Here is a 1,759-nt window from a genome sequence, read left to right on the forward strand (position 1 = left end):
TGCGCGAGGAGGAGCGCATCGCACGCTCCCCTGCCGACGATCTCGAGTCCGAGATCGTCGATTGCGATGCGCTGCTCGAACACAGAGAACGGCAATGCGGTGGCGGCGCGGGCACCGAGGGACCCCGCGCGCGAGGGGTCCCCGTCCCGAAGGGACGGGATTTCGCGCGTAGAGAGGGTTTCGGTGCCCGCGGCGCCACCAACATCGACGCCCAACTCCCCATGTCGACGACGATCGCGTTCGACGATCGCCGCGAGTCTCGCTCGAAGATCGTTCATGCCAAAGAGAGCAGATGCGCGACGGACTCACGCACGTCGGGGCCGAGCGCGTGCGCCGGACCGACACAGGACGGACAACCGCTCCCGCAACCGCATGACTCGAGGTGTTCGCGCGCGCGCTGCATCAGTGGTTGGTAGGAGCGGAAGAGGCGCTCCGAGAACCCGATGCCACCGGGCGTCATGTCGAAGAGGTAGATCGTCGGTCGCTCGGTGTGCGGCGAGCGGACTTCGACCGCGAGTCCGAGATCGTGTGGATCGCACATGAGGAAGAGCGGCGCTAGGCCGTGGAGGAGATTCCCGAGACCCGCGAGTGCGACCTCTATCCGCTCCCTCGGCCATCCCGCGACGACGCGCTCGGGCAGCGAGCACCAGAACGATGTCGTCTGCAGCTCCTGCTCCGGAAGATGGATCTTGCCCCAGCCGACGTTCTCGTGCGTATACATCGTGAGCTTCTTGTAGATCGAGGTGAGCGTGCTCACGAGGACCTCACCGTGCGCGAGGTCGAAGCCGCGCGCAGCCGCATGCCGGTCGAATTCGTCAATGACGCGGATGCGCACGGCGAGCTCCGCCTGCGTGTAGTAGTCGACCTTGACCTCGCGCACGTAGGCCTTCGCGTTGTCCCAGTCCAGCCGCTCGACCTGGAGCTGCTTCGACTCGTGGAGATAGATCGCCTGCTCGTGCAGCAGCACCTGCGCGGCGAACCGGTCGATCTCGCCGATCACCCGCGCCTTGCCGTCGTGATACTCGGATCCGACCGTGCGCGGTGCCGGTCCGGTGGTGTCGACGATGACCACGTTGTCGTTCGTCGCCGTGCGTAGCGATGTCGTCTCGGCCGGAAAAGCCTGATCCGACCAGTGGTACTTGCCGCCCGATTCGTGGAGCACGCCCTGCTCGTCGAGGTACGCGAGCACGCCGGGCGTGTCCTCCGTTCCGAACCGCTCACGGGTCTCGAATGGGATCTCGAACGCGGCGCACTTCAGGTGGTGCACCAGCACGTGCAGGTTGTCGGGATTGACCAGGCCCGCTTCGGGCGAGCGGTCGAGCACGTACTCGGGGTGCTGCACGATGTACTGATCGGTCGGGGATGACGTGGCGACGAGGAACGCCGCCGACAGATCCTCGCGCCTGCCGGCGCGGCCCATCTGCTGCCATGTGGATGCCACCGTGCCCGGATATCCAAGGAGCACGGCCGCCTGGAGCGCGCCGATGTCGATGCCGAGCTCGAGCGCGTTCGTCGAGACCACGCCGCGGACTGACCCGTCGCGCAGGCCGCGCTCGATCGCGCGCCGCTCGGATGGCAGATAGCCACCGCGATAGCCGCGGATGAGATTCGACGGCCACTGCGGCTGCGGGAAGCGCGAGCGAAGATAGGTGAGCAGCAGCTCGGTCTGGACGCGCGAGCGCGCGAACGCGATCGTCTGCACGCCAGACGCGAGCAGCGTCGCGGCGATGTCGCGACCAACGAGGAGCGCGCTCTTGCG

2 protein-coding genes are annotated in these 1,759 nt (G+C 67.0%); both read right to left on the reverse strand.

Going from position 1 to position 1,759, the window contains the following annotated elements; genetic code table 11:
- Window positions 1–278: hypothetical protein (locus tag VI056_08975; GenBank protein HEY6203164.1), on the reverse strand; the 278-nt coding region annotated here is incomplete at its 3' end.
- On the reverse strand, window positions 275–1,759 hold a 1,485-nt coding region (locus VI056_08980), incomplete at its 5' end, for a Zn-binding domain-containing protein (protein ID HEY6203165.1). The genes VI056_08975 and VI056_08980, both read right to left, overlap by 4 nt.

Source organism: Candidatus Limnocylindria bacterium (genome assembly GCA_036523395.1).
Classification (GTDB): domain Bacteria; phylum Chloroflexota; class Limnocylindria; order P2-11E; family P2-11E; genus CF-39.